This window comes from Pseudomonas sp. MYb118, from assembly GCF_040947875.1.
Taxonomy (GTDB): domain Bacteria; phylum Pseudomonadota; class Gammaproteobacteria; order Pseudomonadales; family Pseudomonadaceae; genus Aquipseudomonas.
The window spans coordinates 2,089,626-2,111,463 of the sequence record NZ_JBFRXN010000002.1; the positions used below are offsets into that span (position 1 = coordinate 2,089,626).

A 21,838-nucleotide genomic window follows, 5' to 3' on the forward strand; every position below is an offset into this window, starting at 1 on the left:
CGACTCCGCCTCCAGTCTCTCCGTTGGCCGCGAACATGGGCGACAGTCCGGCGCCCTTGTACGCTCGCGTCAAACAGATGATCACCCAGCAAATCGACAGCGGGGCGTGGCCGCCGCATTACCGCGTTCCGTCGGAAAGCGAGCTGGTCAGCCAGCTTGGCTTCAGCCGCATGACCATCAACCGCGCACTGCGCGAGATGACCGCCGACGGCCTGCTGGTGCGCATGCAAGGCGTCGGCACGTTCGTCGCCGAGCCGAAGAGCCAGTCCGCGCTGTTCGAAGTGCACAACATCGCCGACGAAATCGCCTCCCGTGGCCATCGCCATACCTGCACCGTCATCACCCTTGAAGAAGAGGCGGCCGGTTCCGAGCGGGCCGTGGCGCTGGACATGCGCGAAGGACAGAAGGTGTTCCACTCGCTGATCGTGCATTACGAAAACGACATTCCGGTGCAAATCGAAGACCGTTTCGTCAACGCGCTGGTGGCGCCCGATTACCTCAAGCAGGATTTCACCCTGCAAACCCCGTACGCCTACCTGAGCCAGGTGGCGCCGCTGACCGAGGGCGAACACGTGGTCGAGGCGATCCTGGCCGAGGCGTCGGAGTGCAAGTTGCTGCAGATCGAGAAGGGCGAGCCGTGCCTGCTGATTCGCCGGCGCACCTGGTCCGGTCGTCAGCCGGTGACCGCCGCCCGCTTGATCCACCCCGGTTCCCGTCATCGTCTGGAAGGTCGGTTTCACAAATGAATCAGCTCAAGGTTTTACGCGCCACGGACTACCCGCGCATGCCGTGGAAAAACGGCGGCGGCAGCACCGAGGAAATTACCCGGGATGCCGGCACCGGCCTGGACGGCTTTGGCTGGCGTCTGTCGATTGCCGACATTGGCGAGTCGGGCGGATTTTCCACGTTTGCCGGCTACGAGCGGATCATCACCGTGTTGCAGGGCGACGGCATGACCCTGTCGGTGGACGGCCAGGCCACCCGGCCGCTGTTACCGCTCGATCCTTTTGCCTTCAGTGGTGAAAGCCATGTGTCCTGCACACTGATCGGCGGACCGATCCGCGATTTCAACCTGATCTATGCGCCAAAACGTTACCGCACCCGGCTGCAATGGCTGGACGGCGAGCAGCGGTTTTTCAGCGAGGCGGGCACCGTCTTGGTGTTCAGCGTCAGCGATGCGCTGCAGGTGAAGGTCGGTAACACGGCTTCGCAACTGGCGCGCCATGATTGCCTACAACTGGACGGTAACAGTGGGTTGCTGGAGATCGCCAGCCAGGGCGCCTGCTGCGTGATTGAGCTGACAGCGCGCTGATTCAAAACCCAGTCAATTTCATCGCGGGCAAGCCCGCTCCCACAGAGATTGAGGTGGAACACATTTTTTGTGTCTGCCGCAATCCTGTGGGAGCGGGCTTGCCCGCGATGTTTTTTTGCGCCTGGAAAACCGTTCCCGAATGCGCACCACTTTGTTACCGAACGCCCCATCACAGCGCAAAACCCCACTCCCGTAACAAATCCCACCTGCCGCACAAACTCCCGCCGAAAAATTTCATCTTCGCCACAACCCTTGATCCAGGCGCTCTCCAGCCGTTTCCAAAGTTTTCTTGAATGCCCATCCAACAAGTTGGCCGCTTGATTGCATATGCTTGTATGTACAAGTAAAGACGTATGCGTATGAGTCGACCGAGACTCCCCGCAACGTCCACCTGATTCGCTTGTCGCGCAACGATGCGCACAGGCTGGCTTACCCACCGCCAGGGTTGGTTTGGATTGATCGCTGAGGAGTCTTTTTCGTGACTGACAAAATTACCAAGTTCCGGGATGTTGAAATTCGCGCCGCCCGCGGCAACAAGCTGACCGCCAAGAGCTGGCTGACTGAAGCGCCGCTGCGCATGCTGATGAACAACCTCGATCCGGAAGTGGCCGAGAACCCCAAGGAGCTGGTGGTCTACGGCGGTATCGGACGTGCGGCGCGTAACTGGGAGTGCTACGACAAGATCGTCGAGAGCCTGACCAACCTGAACGAAGACGAAACCCTGCTGGTGCAATCCGGCAAGCCGGTCGGCGTGTTCAAGACCCACAGCAACGCCCCGCGCGTACTGATCGCCAACTCCAACCTGGTGCCTCACTGGGCCACCTGGGAACACTTCAACGAGCTCGACGCCAAAGGCCTGGCCATGTACGGCCAGATGACCGCCGGCAGCTGGATCTACATCGGCAGCCAGGGCATCGTCCAGGGCACCTACGAAACCTTCGTTGAAGCCGGTCGCCAGCACTACAACGACAACCTGACCGGCAAGTGGGTCCTGACCGCCGGCCTGGGCGGCATGGGCGGTGCGCAACCGCTGGCCGCGACCCTGGCCGGCGCCTGCTCGCTGAACATCGAATGCCAGCAGATCAGCATCGACTTCCGTCTGAAGACCCGTTACGTCGACGAGCAGGCCAAAGACCTCGACGACGCCCTGGCCCGCATCGCCAAGTACACCGCCGAAGGCAAGGCGATCTCCATCGCCCTGTGCGGCAACGCCGCTGAAATCCTCCCGGAACTGGTCCGTCGTGGCGTGCGCCCGGACATGGTCACCGACCAGACCAGCGCCCACGACCCGCTCAACGGCTACCTGCCGGCCGGCTGGACCTGGGACGAATACCGCGCTCGCGCCAAGACCGAGCCGGCTGCCGTGGTCAAGGCCGCCAAGCAGTCGATGGCCGTGCACGTCAAAGCCATGCTGGACTTCCAGAAAATGGGCGTGCCGACCTTCGACTACGGCAACAACATCCGTCAGATGGCCCAGGAAGAAGGCGTGGAAAACGCATTCGACTTCCCAGGTTTCGTGCCGGCCTACATCCGTCCACTGTTCTGCCGTGGCATCGGCCCGTTCCGCTGGGCGGCACTGTCGGGCGACCCGCAGGACATCTACAAGACCGATGCCAAGGTCAAGGAACTGATCCCGGACGACGCCCACCTGCACAACTGGCTGGACATGGCTCGCGAGCGCATCAACTTCCAGGGTCTGCCGGCGCGTATCTGCTGGGTTGGCCTGGGCCTGCGCGCCAAGCTCGGCCTGGCGTTCAACGAAATGGTACGCAGCGGCGAGCTGTCGGCACCGATCGTCATCGGCCGCGACCACCTGGACTCCGGTTCGGTATCGAGCCCGAACCGCGAAACCGAGTCGATGCAGGACGGTTCCGACGCCGTGTCCGACTGGCCACTGCTCAACGCCCTGCTCAACACTGCGAGCGGCGCAACCTGGGTTTCCCTGCACCACGGCGGCGGCGTCGGCATGGGCTTCTCCCAGCACTCGGGCATGGTGATCGTCTGCGACGGTACTGACGAAGCGGCCGAGCGTATCGCCCGCGTACTGCACAACGACCCGGCCACCGGTGTCATGCGCCACGCCGATGCCGGTTACCAGATCGCCATCGACTGCGCCAAGGAACAAGGGCTGAACCTGCCGATGATTACCGGCAAGTAAAAAGCAGTCGCTGTAAATGCTTTTTGTGGGAGCGAGCCTGCTCGCGATGAGGGCGTCACATCCAACGCATCGTTGACTGACAAACCGCTATCGCGAGCAGGCTCGCTCCCACGGAAGCAGAGCCAACCCAAATCCAGAACAATCCACAGAGGTTGAACCATGGCTGTCCAAGACGCACGTGCAGGCAACAAACCGTTGATCGAAAAACGCTCGATCGACTACATCCCGGAAGCGGAAAGACACGGTCGTCTGTTCAGCCAGTTCACCCTGTGGATGGGCGCCAACCTGCAAATCACCGCGATCGTGACCGGTGCATTGGCGGTGGTGCTGGGCGGTGATGTGTTCTGGTCGTTGATCGGCTTGTTCATCGGTCAACTGCTGGGCGGCGGGGTCATGGCGTTGCACGCGGCGCAAGGGCCCAAACTGGGCTTGCCGCAGATGATCTCCAGCCGCGTGCAGTTCGGGGTCTATGGTGCGGCGATCCCGATCGTGCTGGTGTGCCTGATGTACCTGGGGTTCACCGCCACGGGCACCGTGCTGTCCGGCCAGGCCCTGGGGCAGTTGTTCGGCGTCAGCGACACCGTCGGCATCCTCATCTTCGCCAGTGTCATCGTGCTGGTCACGGTGCTGGGCTACCGGGTGATCCATTTCATCGGTCGTGTCGCCAGCATCATCGGCGTGATTGCCTTCGTTTACCTGTTCAGTCGCCTGATGAGCCAGACGGATGTGGGCGCGCTCCTGCAAATCCGTCAATTCAGCTGGAGCAGCTTCCTGCTGGCGGTGTCGCTCGCGGCCTCCTGGCAGATCGCTTTCGGCCCCTACGTGGCTGACTATTCCCGTTACCTGCCAAGCAGCACTTCGTCGGTGAAAACCTTTTTCGCCGCCGGGGCAGGTTCGGTCATCGGCGCCCAGGTGGCGATGATCCTCGGTGTGTTCGCCGCAGCTTCCGCCAACGGCCAATACGCCGGCCACGAAGTGGCGTACATCGTCGGTTTCGCCGGCAGTGGTGCCACCGCTGCGCTGCTGTACTTCAGCATCGCATTCGGCAAGGTGACCATTTCCACGCTGAACTCCTACGGCAGCTTCATGTGCATCGCTACCATCATCAGCGGCTTCCGTGGCCGCCTGGAAGTGACGCGCCTGCAACGCCTGGTGTTCGTGCTGGTGATCGTCGGCGCGGCGACCCTGATCGCCCTGCTGGGCCAGCACTCGTTCCTTGGTGCGTTCAAGTCTTTCATCCTGTTCCTGCTGGCGTTCTTCACGCCTTGGAGCGCAATCAACCTGGTGGACTACTACTGTATTACCCGCGAACGCTATGACGTGCCGGCACTGGCCGATCCCAATGGCCGCTATGGCCGCTGGAACCTGCTGGGTATCAGCATCTACGTGTTCGGTGTGCTGGTGCAGTTGCCGTTCATCTCCACCAAGTTCTATACCGGCCCGTTGGTCGCTGCATTGGGCGATGTGGACATCTCCTGGATCATCGGCCTGGTTCTGCCTGCTGCGCTGTACTACATCTGCGCGAAAAAATGGCACGGTTCGGTACCCGATCAACTGATCCTGCCAGTCGAGCAGGGCAGTGTTGTACAACCTAAAACAAGCGGAAACGGTCGCGCTGCGGCGCAGGCCTGATTGGACGTGGACAGGGCTGGATGCCTCTTGACTGCCGTAAGCCAATTCATGATTAGGAGCGTCACAACAATGAAATCGAACAAGACCCTGCTGACCACATTGCTTTCCATGGGCCTGCTGGCCAGTGCCGGCGCCACCCAGGCGGCCGGTTGGTGCGAGTCGGGCAAACCTGTGAAGTTCGCCGGCCTGAACTGGGAAAGCGGCATGCTGCTGACCGACGTCCTGCAAGTGGTCCTGGAAAAAGGCTACGGCTGCAAGACCGACAGCCTGCCGGGCAACTCCATCACCATGGAAAACGCCCTGAGCAGTAACGACATCCAGATCTTTGCCGAAGAGTGGGTCGGCCGCAGTGAGGTCTGGAACAAGGCCGAGAAGGCCGGCAAGGTCGTCGGTGTCGGTGCGCCGATCGTGGGGGCGATCGAAGGCTGGTACGTGCCGCGCTACGTGATCACAGGCGATCCCGAACGCAAGATCGAAGCCAAGGCGCCGGACCTGAAAAACGTCGCTGACCTGGGCAAGTACGCAGCGATCTTCAAGGACCCGGAAGAGCCGTCCAAGGGCCGTTTCTACAACTGCCCGGCCGGTTGGACCTGTGAGCTGGACAACAGCGAAATGCTCAAGAGCTACGGCCTGGAAAGCACCTACACCAACTTCCGCCCAGGCACCGGCCCGGCGCTGGATGCGGCGGTGCTGTCGAGCTACAAGCGCAAGGAACCGATCCTGTTCTACTACTGGTCGCCAACCCCGCTGATGGGCCAGATCGACGCGGTCAAACTCGAAGAGAAACCGGGTGTCGACAAGTCCGTGAGCATCAAGGTCGGCCTGTCCAAGACCTTCCACGACGAAGCGCCGGAACTGGTCGAAGTGCTGACCAAGGTCAACCTGCCGATCGACCTGCTGAACCAGAACCTGGGCCGCATGGCGAAGGAACGTATCGAGTCGCCAAAACTGGCGAAAATCTTCCTCAAGGAACATCCTGAAGTCTGGCACGCATGGGTGAGCGAAGACGCAGCCAAGAAAATCGACGCGGCCTTGTAGGTCGAGTATTTCCGGCTGCCGGCAACGGCAGCCGGACGCTTGATCGCAACCCCTTGATTGAGAGTCTCTTATGTTTCCCGAAAGCTTTACCTTTTCCATCGCCGACTGGGTCAACGGTTGGGTCGATTCGCTGGTCACCAACTACGGCGATGTGTTCCGCCACATCTCCGACACCCTGTTGTGGGCCATCGTCAATCTCGAAGGGCTGCTGCGTGCCGCGCCCTGGTGGCTGATGCTGGCGATCGTCGCCGGCGTGGCCTGGCATGCGACCCGCAAAGTGGTGACCACCGCGGTCATCGTCGGCCTGTTGTTCCTGGTGGGTGCGGTTGGCCTGTGGGACAAGCTGATGCAGACCCTGGCGCTGATGCTGGTGGCAACGATCATTTCGGTACTGATCGGCGTGCCGCTGGGCATCCTCTCGGCACGCAGCAATCGCCTGCGTTCGGTGCTGATGCCGCTGCTGGACATCATGCAGACCATGCCGAGCTTCGTGTACCTGATCCCGGTGCTGATGCTGTTCGGCCTGGGCAAGGTGCCAGCGATCTTCGCCACCGTGATCTACGCCGCGCCGCCGCTGATCCGCCTGACTGACCTGGGTATTCGTCAGGTCGATGGTGAAGTGATGGAAGCGATCAACGCCTTCGGCGCCAACCGCTGGCAGCAACTGTTCGGCGTGCAACTGCCGCTGGCCCTGCCGAGCATCATGGCTGGCATCAACCAGACCACCATGATGGCCCTGTCGATGGTGGTGATCGCCTCGATGATCGGTGCCCGTGGACTGGGCGAGGACGTGCTGGTGGGCATCCAGACCCTCAACGTCGGCCGTGGCCTGGAAGCGGGCCTGGCGATCGTGATTCTGGCCGTGGTGATCGACCGCATTACGCAGGCGTATGGTCGCGCCCGGCATGAGGTGAGCAAATGAACAACGCAAGCGTAAGCAAGATCGAAGTCAAGAACGTCTTCAAGATTTTCGGCAACCGTGCCAAGGATGCACTGGGCCTGATCGGCCAGGGCAAGAGCAAGGACCAGGTGCTGGCCGAAACCGGCTGCGTGGTCGGGGTCAACGACCTGTCGCTGAGCATTGGCAGCGGTGAGATCTTCGTGATCATGGGCTTGTCGGGGTCTGGTAAATCGACCCTGGTGCGCCACTTCAACCGCCTGATCGACCCGACCAGCGGCGCGATCCTGGTGGACGGCGAAGACATCCTGCAATACGACATGGATGCCCTGCGCGAATTTCGCCGGCGCAAGATCAGCATGGTGTTCCAGAGCTTCGGCCTGCTGCCGCACAAGACCGTGGTCGAGAACGTCGCCTACGGCCTGAAAGTGCGTGGCGAGAGCAAGCAGATGTGCTCCGAGCGGGCGCTGCACTGGATCAACACCGTGGGCCTGAAGGGCTACGAAAACAAGTTCCCGCACCAGCTTTCCGGCGGTATGCGCCAGCGTGTCGGCCTGGCCCGCGCCTTGGCGGCGGACACCGACATCATCCTGATGGACGAAGCGTTCAGCGCCCTTGACCCATTGATCCGCGCCGAGATGCAGGATCAGTTGCTGGAGCTGCAAAAGACCCTGCACAAGACCATCGTCTTCATCACCCACGACCTCGACGAGGCCGTGCGCATCGGCAACCGCATCGCGATCCTCAAGGACGGCCGCCTGATCCAGGTCGGCACGCCACGCGAGATCCTGCATTCGCCAGCGGATGAGTATGTCGACCGGTTCGTGCAGCGGCGGGCGGCGGTGGTTTGATTTGAGTTTTGCGGCGGTCGGGCGGGCCCTATCGTCGGAACGCCGCCCGGGGCAAGCCCGCTCCCACAGGGATTGTGTGAAACCTGTAGGAGCGGGCTTGCCCCGGGCGGCGTTCCGACGATGAGGCCGGTGAAGCTGCATCAATATTGGCTAGAGGTAAAAGATGTCCCAGGCTGAAAAAATCGTAATCGCCGATGCCCCGTTGCGTTGGCAGGATGTGGTCGCGGTAGCCCGTCACGGCGCGCAGCTCGAGCTGGCGCCGCAGGCCTGGGCGCGTATCGAGAATGCCCAGGCCATCGTCCAGCGCATTGTCGCCAGCGGCGAGCGCGCCTATGGCGTCAACACCGGCCTGGGCGCGTTGTGCAACGTGTCGCTGGCTGACGAACAGCTCAGCCAACTGTCGCGCAACACCCTGCTCAGCCACGCCTGCGGCGTCGGCCCGGTGCTGACCAATGAGCAGACCCGCGCCATCCTGTGCGCGGCGATCCGCAATTTCAGCCAGGGCAAATCCGGTATCCATCGCCGCGTGGTCGAGGCCCTGCTGGCGTTGCTCAATCGCGGCATCACCCCGCAGGTGCCGTCTCAGGGTTCGGTGGGTTACCTGACCCACATGGCGCACATCGGCATCGCGCTGCTCGGCGTCGGCAATGTCAGCTACCGCGGGCAGGTCGTGACGGCGCAACAGGCGTTGGCCGAAGAGGGTCTGCAACCGGTGCAGCTGGGGGCCAAGGACGGTCTGTGCCTGGTCAACGGCACGCCGTGTATGACCGGCTTGAGCGCCCTGGCCATCGACGATGCCACGCGCCTGCTGCAATGGGCCGATGTCATCAGTGCCATGAGCTTCGAAGCCCAGCGCGGCCAGATCGCCGCGTTCGATGCCGAGATCATCGCGCTCAAACCGCACCCGGGCATGCAGCGGGTGGGCGTCAACCTGCGCGCCTTGCTCGACGGCAGCGAAGTGATCGCGACGAGCAAGGGCATCCGCACCCAGGACGCGCTGAGCATCCGCTCGATCCCGCAGGTCCACGGCGCCGTGCGTGATCAACTGGCGCATGCCATCGAGCAAATTGAAATCGAACTCAACGGCTGCACCGACAACCCGTTGCTGCTGGGCACCCCGGATAATTTCCGCATCATGTCCCAGGCCAACCCGCACGGTCAGTCGGTGGCGATGGCCGCTGATCTGCTGGCCATCGCCATGGCGGAAATCGGCTCGATTGCCGAACGGCGTCTCGACCGCCTGATCAACCCGCACGTCAGCGGCCTGCCGGCGTTCCTGGTGGCCAACCCGGGGGTGAACTCGGGGATGATGATCGTGCAATATGTCGCCGCGTCGCTGTGTGCGGAGAACCGCCAGCTGGCGCAACCGGCGGTACTCGACAACTACGTTACCTCGGGCCTGCAGGAAGACCACCTGAGCATGGGCACCAACGCCGCATTGAAGCTGCATCGCGCCCTGGAAAACTGCACGCAGATCCTCGCCATCGAGTACCTGCTGGCGGCCCAGGCCTTCGAATTCCTTAAGGAGCAGCGCTTTGGCGCCGGCACCGATACCGCCTGGCGCCTGCTGCGCGAGCGGGTCCCGGCCTACGACCAGGACCGCTGGCTGGCGCCGGACATCGCCGCCGCTGCCGGCGTGCTGAAAGACACGGGCCTGCTGCAAAAGGCCTTGCCGAATTTGCATTGATTTCCATACCCACCAGCGTGCCAAGGCGCCAGCCCCCTCAAAAAGGGGGAAGCGACGGACAACGGATATCTCCGGAGCGTCTGGTAGTGAACCACCACTCTCAAAAGGAGCAAGAACATGACTGCGCTGAACCTGATTCCCGGCCAACTGAGCCTGGCCCAACTGCGTGACGTCTATCAGCAACCGGTCACGCTGACCCTCGACAGCAGCGCCTCGGCCCAGATCGAAGCCAGCGTCGCCTGCGTGGAGCAGATCCTCGCCGAGAACCGCACCGCCTACGGCATCAACACCGGCTTCGGCCTGCTGGCCTCGACCCGTATCGCCAGCGAAGACCTGGAAAACCTGCAGCGCTCGCTGGTGCTGTCCCACGCCGCCGGTGTCGGCGAGCCGATCAGCGACGCGCTGGTGCGCCTGATCATGGTGCTCAAGGTCAACAGCCTGAGCCGTGGTTTCTCCGGCATTCGCCGTGTGGTGATCGACGCGCTCATCGCCCTGGTCAACGCCGAGGTCTACCCGCACATTCCGTTGAAAGGCTCGGTCGGTGCATCCGGTGACCTGGCGCCGCTGGCCCACATGTCGCTGGTGCTGCTGGGCGAAGGCAAGGCGCGCTACAAGGGCGAATGGCTGCCGGCCACCGAGGCGCTGAAAGTCGCAGGTCTGACCCCGCTGACCTTGGCGGCGAAAGAAGGCCTGGCGCTGCTCAACGGCACCCAGGTGTCCACCGCCTATGCCTTGCGTGGCCTGTTCGAAGGTGAAGACCTGTTCGCCGGCGCCCTGTCCCTGGGCGCGCTGACTGTTGAAGCGGTGCTGGGCTCGCGCTCGCCATTCGATGCGCGCATCCACGCTGCCCGTGGCCAGAAAGGCCAGATCGACGCCGCTGCTGCTTACCGCGATTTGCTCGGTGAGCGCAGCGAAGTGTCCGACTCCCACCAGAACTGCGAGAAGGTCCAGGACCCGTACTCCCTGCGCTGCCAGCCGCAGGTCATGGGCGCCTGCCTCACCCAGTTCCGCCAGGCCGCCGAAGTGCTGGCCATCGAAGCCAACGCCGTCTCCGACAACCCGTTGGTGTTCGCCGCTGAAGGTGACGTGATCTCCGGTGGCAACTTCCACGCCGAACCTGTCGCCATGGCCGCCGACAACATGGCCCTGGCCATCGCCGAAATCGGCTCGCTGAGCGAGCGCCGTATCTCGCTGATGATGGACAAGCACATGTCGCAATTGCCGCCATTCCTGGTGGCCAACGGTGGGGTGAACTCCGGCTTCATGATCGCCCAGGTGACGGCGGCGGCCCTGGCCAGCGACAACAAGGCGTTGTCCCATCCGCATTCGGTGGACAGCCTGCCGACCTCGGCCAACCAGGAAGACCACGTGTCCATGGCCCCGGCCGCCGGCAAGCGCCTGTGGGAAATGGCCGAGAACACCCGTGGCATTCTCGCCGTGGAGTGGCTGGCAGCGGCCCAGGGCCTGGACCTGCGCAACGGCCTGAAGACCTCGCCGAAACTGGAAAAGGCTCGCGCCATCCTGCGTAACGAAGTGCCGTTCTACGAGAAGGACCGCTTCTTTGCCCCGGACATCAACGCGGCCACCGAGCTGCTGGCTTCGCGGTGCCTGACTGATCTGGCGCCGGGCAAGTTGTTGCCGAGTCTGTAATGCACTTATCGCGAGCAGGCTCGCTCCCACAGGGTCATGCATTCCAATGTGGGAGCGAGCCTGCTCGCGAGATGTTCTTGAATACTGTGGAGACTAAGGGATGAAAACGCTCTGGCAACACTGCCACGTCGCAACCATGGCGCAGGGCGTCTACTCGATCATCGAGGACGCGGCCATCGTGACGTCCGGTGCGCTCATTGAGTGGATCGGCCCACGCGCCGAACTGCCGTCCGGCGAGTACCCGGCGGTCAACGATTTGAACGGGGCCTGGGTCACGCCGGGCCTGATCGACTGCCACACCCACACGGTGTTCGGCGGTAACCGCAGCGGTGAATTCGAACAGCGCCTGCAAGGCGTCAGCTACGCCGAGATCGCCGCTGCCGGTGGCGGCATCGCCAGCACGGTGCGCGCCACGCGGGCGGCCAGCGAAGACGAGCTGTTCGCCAGCGCCGCCAAGCGACTGAACAGCTTGATGCGCGACGGCGTCACCAGCATCGAAATCAAGTCCGGCTACGGCCTGGACCTGGCCAGCGAACGCAAGATGCTGCGGGTCGCCCGACGTCTGGGTGCCGAACTGCCGATCAGCGTGCGCAGCACCTGTCTGGCGGCCCACGCCCTGCCGCCGGGATACAAGGATCGCGCCGACGACTACATCGAACACATCTGCGCTGAAATGCTTCCGGCTCTGGCCGCCGAAGGGCTGGTGGATGCCGTGGACGCCTTCTGCGAGTACCTGGCGTTTTCCCCGGCGCAGGTCGAGCGGGTGTTCGTCACCGCGCAAGAGCTGGGCTTGCCGGTCAAGCTGCACGCCGAGCAATTGTCGTCGTTGCACGGTTCGAGCCTGGCGGCGCGCTACCACGCCCTGTCCGCCGATCACCTGGAGTTCATGGACGAAGACGACGCCATCGCCATGGCCGCCTCCGGCACCGTCGCCGTGTTGCTACCGGGGGCGTTCTACTTCCTGCGCGAAACCCAGTTGCCGCCGATGGACGCCCTGCGCAAGCACGGGGTGAAAATCGCCATCGCCAGCGACCTCAACCCCGGCACCTCGCCGGCGCTGTCGCTGCGCCTGATGCTGAACATGGCCTGCACCTGTTTCCGTATGACCCCGGAAGAAGCCCTGGCCGGCGCGACGATTCACGCCGCCACCGCGCTGGGCATGGGCCACAGCCATGGCTCGCTGGAGACCGGCAAGGTCGCGGACTTCGTCGCCTGGCAAATTGATCGTCCCGCCGACCTGTCGTACTGGCTGGGCGGTGACCTGGAAAAACGCGTCGTGCGTCACGGCGTGGAAACTCGCTTTTCGGAGAGCAGTTGTGGATAAGGTTCTGAGTTTCAAACAAGGCCGCGTGCCGCTGCTGATCAGCATGCCCCACGCTGGCGTACGCCTGACCCCGGCGGTCGAGGCCGGGCTGATCGCCGACGCGAAAAGCCTGCCGGACACCGACTGGCACATCCCGACCCTGTACGACTTCGCCAACGAACTGGGCGCCAGCACCCTGGCCGCCGAGTATTCGCGCTTTGTCATCGACCTGAACCGCCCCTCGGACGACAAACCGTTGTACGCCGGCGCGACCACGGGTCTGTACCCCTCGACTCTGTTCGATGGTATTGCCCTGTTCCGCGAGGGCATGGAGCCTACGAAGGCCGAGCGCGCGACGTACCTTGAGCAGGTGTGGACGCCGTATCACCAGACCCTGCAGAACGAACTGGCACGGCTCAAGGCCGAGTTCGGCTATGCGCTGCTGTTTGACGCGCACTCGATCCGCACGATCATCCCGCACCTGTTCGACGGCAAGCTGCCGGACTTCAACCTCGGCACCTTCAACGGCGCCAGTTGCGATCCGCAGTTGGCGACGCAACTGGAAGCGATCTGTGCACGGCACCCCAACTACACCCACGTGCTCAACGGCCGCTTCAAGGGTGGCCACATCACCCGGCATTACGGCAACCCGGCGGACAACATCCACGCGGTGCAACTGGAGCTGGGCCAGTGCACCTACATGGAAGAGTTCGAACCGTTCCGCTACCGCCCGGACCTGGCGGCACCGACCCAGGTGGTGCTCAAGGAATTGTTGCAAGGGTTGCTGGCCTGGGGGCAAGAGCACTACAAGGCCTGATTCCTGGGCCTGATGGGCTGGCCCATCGCGAGCAGGCACTGTTGATGTTGGATGTGCCGGCCTCATCGCGAGCAAGCTCGCTCCTACAGGGATTTCTGGTGTTTGCACAATTTGTGTTGCAACACCGCCCCCCTGTGGGAGCGAGCCTGCTCGCGATTGCGATCTAATGGCACTCCAGTCAAAAACAGTCGCCACCGTGCAAATCTCGGTCGCCACTGTTCACTTTTACCTCTCGTCTGCTGCGTAATGTTCTGCGCACGGTGCACAAAGACACCGAGCCCATAACAATCTTCTGCCGCACGAGAACGCCTCCATGACAAGCATCAACGCTCTGTTTACCCGCTGTCTCCTGATCCTCTGCGGTACCGCTCTGTTGAGTACTCCTGTCCTGGCCATTGACGACGCGTCCTGCAAGACCGTGCGTATGGGTGTGGTCAACTGGACCGATGTCATCGCCACCAGCGGCGTGGCCGATGTGCTGCTCAATGGCCTGGGTTACGAAAGCAAGCAGACCAGCGCCGTGCAGCAGATCATCTTCGCCGGCATCCGCGACAAGCGTCTCGATATCTTCCTCGGTTACTGGAAACCGGCGATGGACAAGAACATCGCCCCGTTCCTCGAAGCCAAGCAGGTCCGGGTCATGGCCAAGCCGAGCCTGGCCGATGCCCAGGCCACCCTCGCGGTGCCGGACTACGTGGCGGCTGCGGGCCTGAAGACCTTTGCCGACATCGCAAAATTCAAGGATCAGCTCGGCGGCAAAATCTACGGCATCGAGCCGGGCAGTGGTGCCAACACCACGATCAAGACCATGATCGAAACCAACCACTTCGGCCTCAAGGATTTCAAACTGATCGAGTCCGGTGAAGCCGGCATGCTCGCCGCCGTTCAACGGGCGGTGAACCGCAAGGAGTTCGTGGTGTTCGTCGGCTGGACCCCGCACCCGATGAACATCAACATGAACATCGCCTACCTGACCGGCAGCGAAGATGTCTATGGGCCGAACGAAGGCGCGGCCACCGTATCCACGGTGACTTCGCCGGACTACGCCGAGCGTTGCCCGAACGTGAATCGACTGCTGGAAAACCTCACGTTCACCGCCGCCCAGGAAAGCCAGTTGATGGTGCCGATCATGGAGCGCCAGACCGCGCAGGATGTCGCCAGGAAATGGCTGCGTGAGCATCCCGAGGACCTTCAGCGCTGGCTGGCCGGGGTCAGCAGTTTCGATGGCAAGGACGGCGTCGCCACGGTTCAGGCCAGTTTGAACAACTGACGACGGAGGTTCGCGGCTGATGGCTTGTTATCCGCTTTCCGAGCAGATGATGGCGTTCGTGCAGAAGACCCTCAGCTTCAACAGCGCCGACACCAGCCTCGCCGCTATGCGCGAGGCCTACAGCGCGATGTGCCGGGCGTTTACCCCGCAGCGTCCGGCCGGGTTGTACGTGGTCGACTTCGAACTGGCCGGCGTGCGGGTACGCGCGTATCAGCCGCCGCTGTCGTCACCGCCTGAGGGTGATCCCTGTGTGTTGTACCTGCACGGCGGCGGGTGGGTGGTGGGGGACCTGGATTCCCATGACTTCATCTGTGCCGAACTGGCGTCGACGCTGAATACGCTGGTGATCGCCGTCGATTACCGACTGGCGCCGGAGCATCCCTACCCGGCGGGGTTTCACGACTGCCTGAGTGTCTGGCGTGCGCTGCGAGCCGGGCCGTTCCATCTCGACCCCGAACGCACGCTGGTGGCCGGCGACAGTGCCGGTGGCAATCTTGCCGCCGCCTTGTGCCTGGCCCTGCGCGCTGCCGGCGAGCCAATGCCGGCGGCTCAGGTGCTGATCTATCCGGGGCTGGGCGGTGATCGTCGCCTGCCGTCACGCAGCGAATGCAGCGACGCGCCGTTGCTCAGCAGTCGCGATGTCGAGGATTACCACGCGTTGTACCTGGGCGCGCGCGCACCCTGCGCCCAGGCCATGCCACTGCTGGCCGACGACTTCAGCGGCCTGCCACCGGCCTTGATTGCCGTGGCGCAGTTCGATCCCCTGCGCGATGACGGCGTGCACTACGCCGAACGGCTGACGGCGGCGGGTGTCGCCACGACGCTGTATTACGGTGAGGGGTTGGTGCACGGTTGCCTGCGCGGGCGCGGCAGGGTGGCCGAAGTCGACGCGCTGTATGAAACCCTGCTCGGTTATCTGGCAAAAAAACTGACGACAGAACTCTGACTCAGCAAGGGCATGCTCATTGACGTAATTCGGGTTTATGATGCCGGACGGCAGAATCATAGAAGTCCCCCCAGGGATGACCTCGACCCCTTACGGAGTGCGCAATGCAGACTTTGTACCCGCAGATCAAACCCTACGCCCGGCACGATCTGGCTGTCGATGAAACCCACACCCTGTACGTCGACGAAAGCGGCTCACCGGAAGGTTTGCCGGTGGTGTTTCTCCATGGCGGCCCAGGTTCTGGGTGCGATGCACAGAGTCGCTGCTTCTTTGATCCCAACCTGTACCGCATCGTCACCTTCGACCAGCGCGGTTGCGGTCGCTCCACCCCGCACGCCAGCCTGGAAAACAACACGACCTGGGATCTGGTGGCTGACCTGGAGCGGATTCGCCTGCACCTGGGTATCGACAAATGGGTGGTGTTCGGCGGTTCCTGGGGTTCGACCCTGGCGCTGGCGTATGCGCAAACCCATCCCGAGCGCGTCCACGGCCTGATCCTGCGTGGGATTTTCCTGTCCCGCGAGCAGGATATTCACTGGATGTACCAGGAGGGCGCCAGCCGCCTGTTCCCCGATTACTGGCAGGACTACATCGCACCGATCCCGCCGGAAGAGCGTGGCGACCTGCTCAACGCGTTCCACAAGCGTCTGACCGGTAACGATCAGATCGCCCAGATGCACACGGCCAAAGCCTGGTCCACCTGGGAAGGCCGGATCGCCACCCTGCGTCCGAACCCGGTGGTCGTCGAGCGCTTCACCGAACCGCAGCGTGCGCTGTCGATTGCCCGCATCGAATGCCACTACTTCGTCAACCACTCGTTCCTCGAAGACAACCAACTGATCCGCGACATGGACAAGATCGCCCATTTGCCCGGCGTGATCATCCATGGCCGCTACGACGCGATCTGCCCGATTGATAACGCCTGGGCCTTGCACCAGAGCTGGCCGAACAGCGAATTGCAGATCATCCGCGAAGCCGGCCACGTGGCGTCCGAACCCGGCATCACCGATGCACTGGTGCGCGCCGCCGACCAGATGGCCCGGCGCCTGCTCAACCTGTCTCCCGAAGAAGCATGAAGGGCCTGCTGCAGCGCGTGCGGGGCGCGCGCGTCGAGGTCGCCGGGGAAATAGTCGGCGCGGTGGACCAGGGTTTGCTGGTACTGGTGGCGGTGGAGCCCGAGGATACTCGGGCCAGCGCCGACAAACTTCTGCATAAGCTGCTTAACTATCGGGTGTTCAGCGACGCCGAGGGCAAGATGAACCTGTCCCTGGCTGACGTCGGTGGCGGGTTGCTCCTGGTCTCGCAGTTCACCCTGGCCGCGGACACCAAAAGCGGGTTGCGCCCGAGTTTTTCCACCGCCGCCCCTCCGGCGCTGGGCGAAGAACTTTTCGACTATCTGCTGGAGAGCGCGAAACAGGTGCATGGCACTGTGGCATCAGGTAGATTCGGCGCGGATATGCAGGTGCACCTGGTCAATGATGGCCCGGTAACCTTCCTGTTACAGACTTGAAAGCGCCTGAAACATCTTTTTAAGGGCTTTTCGACTGAAAACAGGGCTTTTTCGCGATAAATACTTTGTTGCACCTGATGCGTTGTAACGCGGCCTGCTAGATAATCGCGCGCTACGCGGATCGGCGTTCGTTGGTCCATTTTGACTTAGGTAGAGACTTGTCCAGGACCTGTTGGGGAATCATTTAGCCCCACAGGAGTCGGAACAATGCTCGCCAACCTGGCGTATAGATAGCTGGCCGTTGGTTTATTGATCTGTTTTCGGCGAGGGTTGCTCGTGATTGTTAGTCCGTGTATTGCACCAAAATTGTCTGCCAAACGGTTGCGTAGCGCTCTGGTAGCGGGTTCTGCCCTGCTTTGCCTGCTCAGCGCCGGCCAGCTTTGGGCATTCAGTCTGGATGATGTGTCGGCCAAGGCAAAAGAGCTGGCCGGACAGAAATACGAAGCCCCGCGCAGTAACCTGCCGAACGAATTCCGCGAAATGAAATTCGCGGATTACCAGAAGATTCGTTTCCGCACCGAAAAAGCCGAATGGGCCGATCAGAAGAACCCGTTCAAGCTGTCGTTCTATCACCAGGGTATGCACTTCGATACGCCGGTGAAAATCAACGAAATCACGGCTAACACCGTCGAAGAGATCAAATACGACCCGAGTCGTTTCGATTTCGGCGACCTGCAGTTCGACCCCAAGGCCACTGAAAAACTCGGCTATGCCGGTTTCCGTGTGCTGTACCCGGTCAACAAGGCCGACAAGCAAGACGAAATCATGACCATGCTCGGCGCGAGTTACTTCCGCGTTGTCGGCAAGGGTCACGTGTATGGTTTGTCCGCTCGCGGCATGGCCATCGACACCGCCTTGCCGTCCGGTGAAGAATTCCCGCGTTTCCGCGAGTTCTGGGTGCAACAGCCAAAGCCAGGCGACAAGCACCTGGTGATCTTCGCCCTGCTGGATTCGCCTCGCGCTACCGGTGCCTACCGCCTGACCCTGCGTCCGGGCAGCGACACCATCGTCGACGTCAAGGCGCAGGTGTTCCTGCGTGACCGCGTCGGCAAACTCGGCATCGCCCCGCTGACCAGCATGTTCCTGTTCGGCGCCAACCAGCCGTCCAAAGTCCTCAACTACCGCCGCGAGCTGCACGATTCCAGCGGCCTGGCGATCCATGCCGGCAACGGCGAGTGGATCTGGCGTCCGCTGAACAACCCGAAACACCTGGCGGTAAGCAACTTCTCGGTAGAGAACCCGCGTGGCTTCGGCTTGCTGCAACGTGGCCGCGACTTCAGCCACTACGAAGACCTCGACGACCGCTACGACAAGCGTCCAAGCGCCTGGATCGAGCCGAAAGGCGACTGGGGCAAGGGCACCGTCGATCTGGTCGAGATTCCGACCGCGGATGAAACCAACGACAATATCGTGGCCTTCTGGAGCCCGGAAACCCTGCCGGATCCAGGCAAGCCGCTCGAGTTCGGCTACCGCATGCACTGGACCATGGACGAAGCGGCGTTGCACTCGCCGGACAGCGCCTGGGTCAGCCAGACCCTGAAGTCCACCGGTGACGTCAAGCAATCCAACCTGATCCGCCAGCCAGACGGCAGCGTTGCCTATCTGGTGGATTTCGAAGGCCCGTCCCTGGCGGCCTTGCCTCCTGACGCGGACGTGCGCAGTCAGGTCAGCGTCGGCGACAACGCCGAACTGGTCGAAAACAGCGTGCGCTACAACCCCGAGACCAAGGGCTGGCGCCTGACCCTGCGCCTGAAGATCAAGGATCCGGGCAAGTCCACAGAAATGCGTGCGGCTCTGGTACAGAGCATCGTCACGCCTGACCTGGCCAAAACCTCGCTTCCGGCGTCGAACTCCTCCGTGGCCAAGGCTGACAAGGTCGCTGCCAAGCAGGCGGAGAAAGTCGAGAAAGCCGAGAAGGATGCGAAGGCTGCCGAAGCCAAACCGGCCGACGCCAAGCCAGCCACCGATGCCAAGGACAAGGCGAACAACAATGACGCGCAGCAGCCAGCAGCTGCCGACGCGGCCCCAGCCACACCGGAATCGGCACCGACTGAAGAAGTCCTGACCGAGACCTGGAGCTACCAGTTGCCTGCCGATGAGTAATCCTCAAGTACAGCCAGAATCGCTCTCGGAGTATCTGGCCCATCTACCGATGACCGACCAGCAGCGCGCGGAACTCGCGGGCTGCCAGTCCTTCAGCGAACTGCATGAACGTCTTTCGTCTTCGACGTTCGACGCGCCCACCGACGCCGCCCAGGCGTCGGTGGGCAAACGCCTGACCCTGAGCACTGCCGAAGAACTGCGCGAAGCGGAAATGCTGGTGCTCGACGCCAGCGGCCGGGTTTGCCTCAAGGCGACCCCACCGATTCGCCGGACCAAAGTCGTGCCGGAGCCGTGGCGCACCAACATTCTGGTGCGCGGCTGGCGTCGCCTGACCGGTCGCACCAACCCGCCGAAGCCGCCGAAGGACGCGAACGTCCTGCCGGCCGCGCGCTGGCGCACGGTGGGTTCGATCCGTCGCTACATCCTGCTGCTGTTGATGCTGGGCCAGACCATCGTGGCCGGTTGGTATATGAAAGGCATCATGCCTTACCAGGGCTGGTCCTTCGTCGACCTCAACGAAGTCCTGCACCAACCGTTCTTGCAAACGGCGACGCAAGTGCTGCCGTATGCGCTGCAAACCAGCATCCTGATCATGTTCGGGATTCTGTTCTGCTGGGTGTCGGCCGGTTTCTGGACCGCCCTGATGGGCTTCCTTGAACTGCTCACCGGTCACGATAAATACCGGATCTCCGGTAAAAGTGCCGGCAACGAGCCGATTCCAAAAGACGCGCGCACCGCACTGGTGATGCCGATCTGCAACGAAGACGTGCCGCGTGTGTTCGCCGGCCTGCGTGCGACTTTCGAGTCGGTGGCAGCCACCGGTGACCTGGACCGCTTCGACTTCTTCGTGCTCAGCGACAGTAACGATGCCGACATCTGCGTCGCCGAACAGCAGGCCTGGCTGGACGTCTGCCGTGAGGCCAAGGGCTTCGGCAAGATCTTCTATCGCCGCCGTCGCCGTCGCGTCAAACGCAAGAGCGGTAACCTCGACGACTTCTGCCGTCGCTGGGGCGGTGACTACAAGTACATGGTCGTGCTCGACGCCGACTCGGTCATGAGCGGCGAGTGCCTGACCAGCCTGGTGCGCCTGATGGAAGCCACGCCGGACGCCGGGATCATCCAGACCGCGCCGCGTGCCTCGGGCATGGACACCCTGTATGCGCGCATGCAGCAGTTCGCCACCCGTGTCTATGGTCCGTTGTTCACCGCCGGCCTGCACTTCTGGCAGTTGGGAGAATCGCACTACTGGGGCCACAACGCGATCATCCGCATGAAGCCGTTCATCGAGCACTGCGCCCTGGCGCCGTTGCCCGGTAAAGGTGCGTTCGCCGGTGCGATCCTCTCCCACGACTTCGTCGAAGCCGCGCTGATGCGCCGTGCCGGCTGGGGCGTGTGGATTGCCTACGACTTGCCGGGCAGCTACGAAGAACTGCCGCCGAACCTGCTGGACGAACTCAAGCGTGACCGTCGCTGGTGCCACGGTAACCTGATGAACTTCCGCCTGTTCCTGGTCAAGGGCATGCACCCGGTGCACCGCGCGGTGTTCCTCACCGGCGTGATGTCGTACCTGTCGGCGCCGTTGTGGTTCTTCTTCCTGGTGTTGTCGACGGCGCTGCTGGCGGTCAACACGCTGATGGAGCCGCAATACTTCCTCGAACCGCGCCAGCTGTACCCGCTGTGGCCACAGTGGCACCCGGACAAGGCGATTGCGCTGTTCTCGACCACGGTTGTGCTGTTGTTCCTGCCGAAACTGTTGAGCGTCATCCTGATCTGGGCCAAGGGCGCGAAAGAGTTCGGTGGAAAGTTCAAGGTGACGATGTCGATGCTGCTGGAGATGCTGTTCTCCATGCTGCTGGCGCCGGTGCGGATGATTTTCCACACCCGTTTCGTCCTCGCCGCGTTCCTGGGCTGGGCCGCGACCTGGAACTCGCCGCAGCGTGACGACGACTCCACGCCGTGGAGCGAGGCGGTCAAGCGCCACGGTCCGCAAACCGTGCTGGGCTTCCTGTGGGCCTTGCTGGTGATCTGGCTGAACCCGAGCTTCCTCTGGTGGCTGGTGCCGATTGTCGGCTCGCTGATGCTGTCGATCCCGGTCTCGGTGATCTCCAGCCGCGTGGGCCTGGGCCTGAAGTCCCGTGACGAGAGCCTGTTCCTGATTCCTGAGGAATACAATCCGCCACAGGCGTTGCTGGCCACTGACCAGTACACCCATGAAAATCGTTACCACGCCCTGAAGGACGGTTTCGTCCGCTCGGTGGTCGACCCGCAGCAGAACGCCCTGGCGTGCTCGCTGGCGACTTCGCGTCACCGTGAAGCCGAGCCGATCGAGTATGTGCGCATCGAGCGGGTTCGCCACGCGTTGAAAGTCGGACCGGAAGGCCTGACCAACAATGAGCGTGTGCAGCTGCTGAGCGATCCGGTGGCATTGGCTCGCCTGCACGAGCAGATCTGGAGCGAAGCGCACCCGGGATGGCTGGACGCCTGGCGCAAATCGGTGAAAGCCGATCCCCACGCGCCGCTGTTGCCGCTGCAACCATTGAGCGCGCAGCCACAGCTGGCCTGATGAAAAACCCGCGAAAGCGGGTTTTTTTATGCCGTCGATCGCCCATTTCGGCGAAATCCGCGAACAAATACGGCCTGAACCCTTGTGCAAACGAGCGAGT

The 21,838-nt window shown here is 62.6% G+C and carries 17 protein-coding genes; all 17 read left to right on the forward strand.

Annotation, left to right across the window (positions count from 1 at the left end; translation table 11 throughout):
• The first annotated feature begins 35 nt into the window (after positions 1-35).
• The 17 genes from hutC to mdoH all read left to right on the forward strand — a co-directional run bounded on the left by hutC (position 36) and on the right by mdoH (position 21,738).
• Positions 36-746: a histidine utilization repressor gene (gene hutC, locus ABVN20_RS15540; protein WP_368557714.1), complete on the forward strand. Its 711-nt coding sequence runs from the start codon at positions 36-38 to the stop codon at positions 744-746.
• On the forward strand, positions 743-1,312 hold the full coding sequence (locus ABVN20_RS15545; RefSeq protein WP_368556594.1) for a HutD family protein: 570 nt from the start codon (positions 743-745) through the stop codon (positions 1,310-1,312). Before hutC ends, ABVN20_RS15545 begins: the two co-directional genes overlap by 4 nt.
• Positions 1,313-1,790: 478 nt before the next feature.
• Positions 1,791-3,470, forward strand: coding sequence for a urocanate hydratase (gene hutU, locus ABVN20_RS15550; protein WP_368556595.1), 1,680 nt, complete (start codon positions 1,791-1,793; stop codon positions 3,468-3,470).
• Between the two features lie 159 nt (positions 3,471-3,629).
• Positions 3,630-5,102: a cytosine permease gene (locus ABVN20_RS15555; protein ID WP_368556596.1), complete on the forward strand. Its 1,473-nt coding sequence runs from the start codon at positions 3,630-3,632 to the stop codon at positions 5,100-5,102.
• A gap of 69 nt (positions 5,103-5,171) precedes the next feature.
• Entirely contained in the window at positions 5,172-6,140 is a 969-nt protein-coding gene (locus tag ABVN20_RS15560) for an ABC transporter substrate-binding protein (protein ID WP_368556597.1), read from the forward strand.
• 70 nt (positions 6,141-6,210) lie between these two features.
• Entirely contained in the window at positions 6,211-7,062 is an 852-nt protein-coding gene (locus tag ABVN20_RS15565; protein ID WP_368556598.1) for an ABC transporter permease, read from the forward strand.
• On the forward strand, positions 7,059-7,889 hold the full coding sequence (locus ABVN20_RS15570; RefSeq protein ID WP_368556599.1) for a glycine betaine/L-proline ABC transporter ATP-binding protein: 831 nt from the start codon (positions 7,059-7,061) through the stop codon (positions 7,887-7,889). Before ABVN20_RS15565 ends, ABVN20_RS15570 begins: the two co-directional genes overlap by 4 nt.
• 163 nt (positions 7,890-8,052) lie before the next feature.
• Positions 8,053-9,576 (forward strand): histidine ammonia-lyase, encoded by a 1,524-nt coding sequence (hutH, locus tag ABVN20_RS15575; protein WP_368556600.1) that lies wholly within the window; start codon positions 8,053-8,055, stop codon positions 9,574-9,576.
• Between the two features lie 117 nt (positions 9,577-9,693).
• Positions 9,694-11,226, forward strand: coding sequence for a histidine ammonia-lyase (hutH, locus tag ABVN20_RS15580; RefSeq protein ID WP_368556601.1), 1,533 nt, complete (start codon positions 9,694-9,696; stop codon positions 11,224-11,226).
• 100 nt (positions 11,227-11,326) lie between these two features.
• The gene (gene hutI, locus ABVN20_RS15585) at positions 11,327-12,550 is read left to right on the forward strand and encodes an imidazolonepropionase (RefSeq protein WP_368556602.1); all 1,224 of its coding nucleotides are present in this window, start codon (positions 11,327-11,329) and stop codon (positions 12,548-12,550) included.
• A complete protein-coding gene (gene hutG / locus ABVN20_RS15590) occupies positions 12,543-13,346 on the forward strand; it encodes an N-formylglutamate deformylase (protein WP_368556603.1) in 804 nt (267 codons plus the stop codon). Before hutI ends, hutG begins: the two co-directional genes overlap by 8 nt.
• 322 nt (positions 13,347-13,668) lie before the next feature.
• Positions 13,669-14,616: a choline ABC transporter substrate-binding protein gene (locus ABVN20_RS15595; RefSeq protein WP_368557715.1), complete on the forward strand. Its 948-nt coding sequence runs from the start codon at positions 13,669-13,671 to the stop codon at positions 14,614-14,616.
• A 19-nt stretch (positions 14,617-14,635) separates the two neighbouring features.
• On the forward strand, positions 14,636-15,562 hold the full coding sequence (locus ABVN20_RS15600; protein WP_368556604.1) for an alpha/beta hydrolase: 927 nt from the start codon (positions 14,636-14,638) through the stop codon (positions 15,560-15,562).
• A 104-nt stretch (positions 15,563-15,666) separates the two neighbouring features.
• Complete coding sequence (gene pip, locus ABVN20_RS15605) at positions 15,667-16,638, forward strand: prolyl aminopeptidase (RefSeq protein WP_368556605.1); 972 nt, start codon at positions 15,667-15,669, stop codon at positions 16,636-16,638.
• Complete coding sequence (gene dtd / locus ABVN20_RS15610; RefSeq protein WP_368556606.1) at positions 16,635-17,072, forward strand: D-aminoacyl-tRNA deacylase; 438 nt, start codon at positions 16,635-16,637, stop codon at positions 17,070-17,072. The genes pip and dtd overlap by 4 nt, the downstream gene beginning before the upstream one ends.
• Before the next feature lie 276 nt (positions 17,073-17,348).
• Positions 17,349-19,175, forward strand: coding sequence for a glucan biosynthesis protein G (locus tag ABVN20_RS15615; RefSeq protein ID WP_368556607.1), 1,827 nt, complete (start codon positions 17,349-17,351; stop codon positions 19,173-19,175).
• Positions 19,168-21,738, forward strand: coding sequence for a glucans biosynthesis glucosyltransferase MdoH (gene mdoH, locus ABVN20_RS15620; RefSeq protein WP_368556608.1), 2,571 nt, complete (start codon positions 19,168-19,170; stop codon positions 21,736-21,738). The genes ABVN20_RS15615 and mdoH overlap by 8 nt, the downstream gene beginning before the upstream one ends.
• The last annotated feature ends 100 nt before the right edge of the window (positions 21,739-21,838 follow it).